Raw genomic sequence first — 5,048 nt, 5'->3', positions numbered from 1 at the left:
TCCGTCTCGTCATATCCACACTCCAGTTCCTTGGTCACGATCTTATCTTCGTGTCCACGAAACCGGCAGCAGCTCACGAAGGTCGGCAAAGGGCCGAGAGCGCCACGATCCACCTCGACGGGTCAACTGTGCCATGCCGCTGCGCCGCATGGCGGGTTTGAGCCCCTTCATGCTGGTTAACTCAGGCACCAGTTTTGCTGCGAGCCTTCTGCCATCGGGCGATATCCCTTAGAATTTCAATTATCTGGCTTCCGTCAGGCGTCAGGGCGTACTGGGTGCATCCAGCCAAACGCTCGAGAAGGTGATCTCTTTCAAGTTCACGCAACGCTCGGACAAGCACCCTTCGGTCGGCCACGGCGAGGCGACCCTGCAGAGCTGGTATATCACTCTCAGTTTCCGAAAGCGCCATAAGAACTGATGCTTTCCACTGCCCTCGAATGGCTTGCATACCAACCGCAAGATCGCACCATTGGTGCAGGCTCGCGCGATTTCGCTCTTGTGTCGTAGCGGGCATACGAGACCCTCTGTCAAAATTGTCAGGCTTGTTCATGGGACCTTAGGGCTGAATACCGATCTCCCGTAATATGGAGACGAGAGCATGACTGAACAACTATTTGTCGGATTTCACCATTTTGCCATGCGCACTCCAGATTTGCAGCGTTCGATCACGTTCTACGAAGCACTGGGTTTCCGGCAAGTGCATGAATGGGCACTGCCCGACTATGGGATTGAGCGTGCCGTGATGATGCAGGCCGCCGACAATAAAAGCTGGATCGAGATTTTCGACCTGGAGGCAGGTATCCCGATGCAGGGCCTGGGCCTGTTCCGGAACCGCGGCAATGTGCCAGTCCTGCTCGATGTCGTCAGGCCAAGCTGTGACCTAGGACCGACTGCTCCCTGGGATTCACTGACTTTCGGGGTCTTCCAAGAATAGCCACAGCCGGAACACAGCGCGCGAATTCTGGGCCGCAGCACCCCCGGGGGTATCCGAAAATCGAGAGGTTCTGCCTGGTCACCGTCCTCCGCTCCTTTGTTTTCGCGCGCGGGGAATTGGAGAAAAAAGCCCACTAGTGAAGGGTGATACCCAAGAGCGGCGCCAAGCCGCTTTGCGGCAACTCGGCGTGCCATTTTTTTGATGTCTGTGCCGCCGGATTGGCTTCCTATTTGTCGGCTGTCGGCTGTCGGCTGTCGGCTGTCGGTGCGACGACGGCGCGCGAGGTTAGCCACTCCGCCGACCGGCGCCCCAAGGTGGCGCTCGGCCCTTTGCGGACGGTCAAGCTGGTGAAGTCGAGGCACCTCTGCGTCGCAAGACCGGACGTTCGTGGCAATTCTAGCTATTGGTTGAGCGGCATAACTGCCCAGCCCTTGCAAGGGTCCGAGAGTTGGGTCGCGTCAATACCATGCTGGAGAGACTACCCCACCTTGATGACAACCTTGCCCTTCGCGCGACCGCCTTCAACATGGGCGATGGCGGCGTTCGTTTCGGCAAAGGGGTAGACACGGTCGATGACCGGGCGGATGTGGCCCGCGTCGATCAGGGCGGCGATTTTCTGCAACTGCGTCCCGTTCGCTGTCATGAACAGGAAGTCAAAGGATACCTTGTGCTGGCGGGCCTTCTTGTAGGTGCCCCGGCTAAGCGCCCAGAACAGCGGCTTCAAGAACCAAGGGGCCTTGATCTGTGCAGCGAAGGCCGGGGTGACTGGACCGGAGATCGACACCAGCCTGCCGCCCGGCCGCAGGAGGTTCAGCGACTTTTCAAGCGCTTTGGCGTCCTGACTGTGCAGGACCACGTCATAGTCGCGCAAGAGCACCTCGAAATCCTGCGTCTTGTAGTCGATGACCAGATCGGCCCCGAGCGTCTTGAGCCAATCCGCGTTCGCAGCGCTGGCGGTCGTGGCGACATGGGCCCCGATATGCTTGGCAAGTTGGATCGCAATAGTCCCGACCCCGCCCGACCCTGCCTGGATGAATACCCTCTGCCCCGCGCGCAATCCGGCAATCTCGACCAAGGCCTGCCATGCAGTCAGCGCGACCAGCGGCACCGAGGCTGCCTCTTCCATACTGAGGGCCTTGGGCTTTGCAGCCAGAGAGCTTTCCCTGACTGCTATGGTTTCGGCAAAGGTGCCGATACGGAAGTCGTCCACGCGTGAGAAGACTTCGTCGCCGACCTTGTAGCGCATTGCCTTCGGCCCGACTTTTACAACTGTGCCAGCCATGTCGTGGCCAAGGATCAGCGGCAGCTTGTAAGGCAGGATCGGCTTGAACTCCCCGTTCCTGACCTTGGCGTCCAGAAGGTTGACCCCGGCGGCGTGGATTCGGACCAGAACCTCGTCGTCGCCGAGGGTGGGTTCAGGGACATCGGCCAGCCGCAGCGGGGCTTTTTTCTGATACTTGTCAACGAGGAAGGCTTGCATGGGTTCTCTCCGAAAGGGGGGCGTTCAGGCGGCCAGAAAGGCCAGCGCCGTCGGCACGAATTGCATGTGATACTGGAAGATGCCGCCGTGACCTGCGTCGGGATAGATCACCAGCTCTGCCCCAGGAATGCGGCGGGCCAGGTCATGACTATTTGGGGTGGGGACCATGATGTCATTCTCGCCATTGGCTACCAGAACCGGAATGCGGATGCGGGTCAGGTCCTGCGGCGACTGGCGGCCCCAGGCGTGGATCGCTTTCAACTGGTGCAGGAAGGCGCGCAGGGTCGGGCTCTTGTCGCGGCCGACCTTGCGCTCCTTGGTGCGGGCGATGAAGGCCTTGGCAGCGCTTCGGCCATTCGCGGACGTGGTGAAGAAGAGGTAGGTCTTGGGGTCGCGGAAGGTGAATAGGCCCTTGAGGATCAGCGGCCAGGACACTGCGCCGACCTTTGAGATGCCCTCGCCGCCCGCGGGGCCGGTTCCGGTCAGGATCAGCTTGCGCACCAGATCAGGGGCTTTCAGCACCACGTCCTGCGCCACCATCCCACCCAGCGAAAAGCCCATGAGATCGACGGTCGGGTGCCCAAGTGTGCGGATCAGGGCAATCACGTCGCGCGCCATCTCATCGATGGTCAAGGGGGCCAATCCGCCAGAGGCGCCGACGCCGCGATAATCAACCGCGATCACATGGTGCCGGGTGGCAAGGCCGTCGATGATCCGCGGGTCGAAGTTGTCCAGCACCGCGCCCCAGTGGTTCAGAAGCACCAGCGGTTTGCCACCGCGGGGACCAACCTCGCGGTAGACAAACCGGCTGCCTGCAGCCGTGATGACCCGGTTCGGGGCCTCGATGAAGGGGGGCGTCATTATCATCCCTCAGGTAATGTTGAATTGCTTGCGAAGGGTCCGGTCAAACAGCGACCGAGGCAGGAAACGGCGGGCGAATGACGTCTGCCGCGCGGCCGCGCCCGAGGGGTAGCGCAGGCGCGGGCTCTGGTCCCGGGCGGCGGCCACGATGGTCGCAGCGACATCCTCGGCGGTATCGCCTACGGCCATCGCCGCATCGAACGCCGTCCGGTATCGGGCGATGGTCTGGGCGTAGGCTGTGACAGGGCGATCCCCCTGCGGCGAGTTCGCTTCGATCGAGGTTTTGGTCGCCCAAGGTTCGATCACCGCAACGCGGATGCCGAAAGGGCGGACCTCGTGGTCTAGCGATTCCGAATAGCCCTCGATGGCGTGTTTGCTGGCGGCGTAATAGGCGCCGAACGGCCCTGGGATCAGCCCGAGGACCGAGCCGACGTTCAGGATGCGCCCAACCCCCTGTGCCCGCATGATCGGCAGGACGGCGTTGGTCACACGCACGACCCCGTGGAAGTTGGTCTCGAACAGCGCCTGCACCTGACCGATTGAACTTTCTTCGGCAGCGCCTGACAGCGCGTATCCGGCGTTGTTGACAAGAAGGTCGATGCGCCCGGCGGCGGCCATGACTTCTGTGATCAGGGTCTGCACCGAGGCATCGTCGGTGACATCCGCGACCAGCATGGTGATGCCGTTTGCCAGGGCGGTCATGGGCTTGCGGCTGGTGCCGAAGACCCGATACCCGGCTTTTGCCAAGGCTACGGCGCTGGCCCGGCCGATGCCCGAGGACGCTCCGGTGATAAGGGCAACGGGATGGGATGACGGGGTCATGTTCTGTCCATTTCGCTTGAACTTTGTCTCTGAGGCTCATATGGTATCAAAATAGTAGTTAGTCAATATGAAAATGATACTAACATGAAAGACGACCTCGCCGCCCATTGCCCCATTGCCCGCAGCCTGCTCTGCGTTGGCGATTCCTGGAGCATCCTGATCCTGCGTGATGCGTTCCTGGGTCTTACGCGGTTCGACCAGTTCCGCAAAAGCCTTGGGATTGCGCCCACGATGCTGACCAGTCGATTGGCGACGCTGACGGAAGAGGGATTGCTGGAAAGGCGACGCTACATGGAACGTCCGCCGCGCGACGAATATGTCCTGACACCTGCAGGACGGGATTTTCTGCCGGTGCTGATCATGCTGAATGCTTGGGGGACAAAGTATCGGGGCGACGGTGACTTGACCCGCTATGTCGATGCCGAGACCGGGAAGAGTATCGTGCCGATTGCCGTCGACCTGGAAACCGGCGCAAGGATCGGCACACGGCCCATCCGGACGATCGACGGGAAGAGCGGTGCCGAACTCGCGCCTCCCCCTGCTGACTTGTTGTCATGACTTGATCGAGATCGGCACTTTTGCAAGCCAACATCACCTGAGCATGAACCCGCAACTCCCGCTGCACGAGAAACAGCTTGGGGTGCGAAGAAGTCTATTCCGCACCTTTGCTTGCCCAGATCTATCCGCCTTGAATGACCGCTGTTTCACGGTCGAGGCTCTATGGGCGCGAACTGCGAAAGTCCGTTTTCCGCCCTTCGCGTCCGTGGCCGGGAGAAGCGCTTCGCCTGGCGCGCCGGGCTGCAACGGGCTCAAAGCCGCCTTGCGGCAGCGCGGCGTGCCTTTCTTGCCGACCGCGCCGCAATATCGACCTGATCGGCCGAGGCTGTGTGAAAACGCTGTTCTGTGGTAAGCTTCCGCAAGGCAGCGGGAGACCAGGATGGCGGGCTTCAT

General features: G+C 61.1%; 6 protein-coding genes. 2 read left to right on the top strand and 4 right to left on the bottom strand.

Going from position 1 to position 5,048, the window contains the following annotated elements:
• Positions 1 to 181: 181 nt before the first annotated feature.
• Positions 182 to 448 carry a winged helix-turn-helix transcriptional regulator gene (locus ACEN2S_RS22895; RefSeq protein WP_441870914.1) on the bottom strand — a complete coding sequence of 89 codons (267 nt, stop codon included), beginning with the start codon at positions 446 to 448 and terminating at the stop codon, positions 182 to 184.
• 150 nt (positions 449 to 598) lie between these two features.
• Here ACEN2S_RS22895 and ACEN2S_RS22890 point away from each other — a divergent pair, with 150 nt between their 5' ends.
• A complete protein-coding gene (locus ACEN2S_RS22890) occupies positions 599 to 934 on the top strand; it encodes a VOC family protein (RefSeq protein WP_441870911.1) in 336 nt (111 codons plus the stop codon).
• A 478-nt stretch (positions 935 to 1,412) separates the two neighbouring features.
• Here the strand turns inward: ACEN2S_RS22890 and ACEN2S_RS22885 are convergent, their stop codons facing one another.
• Genes ACEN2S_RS22885 through ACEN2S_RS22875 form a run of 3 tightly spaced genes read right to left on the bottom strand, consistent with a single transcriptional unit; the run spans position 1,413 to position 4,097 of the window.
• Positions 1,413 to 2,414 carry an NADP-dependent oxidoreductase gene (locus ACEN2S_RS22885; RefSeq protein ID WP_441870908.1) on the bottom strand — a complete coding sequence of 334 codons (1,002 nt, stop codon included), beginning with the start codon at positions 2,412 to 2,414 and terminating at the stop codon, positions 1,413 to 1,415.
• Positions 2,415 to 2,438: 24 nt separating this feature from the next.
• On the bottom strand, positions 2,439 to 3,275 hold the full coding sequence (locus ACEN2S_RS22880) for an alpha/beta fold hydrolase (RefSeq protein WP_441870905.1): 837 nt from the start codon (positions 3,273 to 3,275) through the stop codon (positions 2,439 to 2,441).
• 9 nt (positions 3,276 to 3,284) lie between these two features.
• On the bottom strand, positions 3,285 to 4,097 hold the full coding sequence (locus ACEN2S_RS22875; RefSeq protein ID WP_441870902.1) for an oxidoreductase: 813 nt from the start codon (positions 4,095 to 4,097) through the stop codon (positions 3,285 to 3,287).
• Between the two features lie 84 nt (positions 4,098 to 4,181).
• Here ACEN2S_RS22875 and ACEN2S_RS22870 point away from each other — a divergent pair, with 84 nt between their 5' ends.
• Complete coding sequence (locus ACEN2S_RS22870) at positions 4,182 to 4,655, top strand: winged helix-turn-helix transcriptional regulator (RefSeq protein ID WP_441870899.1); 474 nt, start codon at positions 4,182 to 4,184, stop codon at positions 4,653 to 4,655.
• The last annotated feature ends 393 nt before the right edge of the window (positions 4,656 to 5,048 follow it).

The sequence above is a fragment of the Phaeovulum sp. W22_SRMD_FR3 genome (assembly GCF_052113705.1).
Taxonomy (GTDB): domain Bacteria; phylum Pseudomonadota; class Alphaproteobacteria; order Rhodobacterales; family Rhodobacteraceae; genus JBGQOG01.
Note: the sequence above shows the minus strand (reverse complement) of the source record. Positions and strands in the feature narration are given on the sequence as shown.

Coding starts and splice junctions, on each gene's coding strand:
- ACEN2S_RS22875 (WP_441870902.1), bottom strand. CDS start 4,097: ATGACCCCGTCATCCCATCCCGTTGCCCTTATCACCGGAGCGTCCTCG.
- ACEN2S_RS22870 (WP_441870899.1), top strand. CDS start 4,182: ATGAAAGACGACCTCGCCGCCCATTGCCCCATTGCCCGCAGCCTGCTC.
- ACEN2S_RS22885 (WP_441870908.1), bottom strand. CDS start 2,414: ATGCAAGCCTTCCTCGTTGACAAGTATCAGAAAAAAGCCCCGCTGCGG.
- ACEN2S_RS22895 (WP_441870914.1), bottom strand. CDS start 448: ATGCAAGCCATTCGAGGGCAGTGGAAAGCATCAGTTCTTATGGCGCTT.
- ACEN2S_RS22890 (WP_441870911.1), top strand. CDS start 599: ATGACTGAACAACTATTTGTCGGATTTCACCATTTTGCCATGCGCACT.
- ACEN2S_RS22880 (WP_441870905.1), bottom strand. CDS start 3,275: ATGACGCCCCCCTTCATCGAGGCCCCGAACCGGGTCATCACGGCTGCA.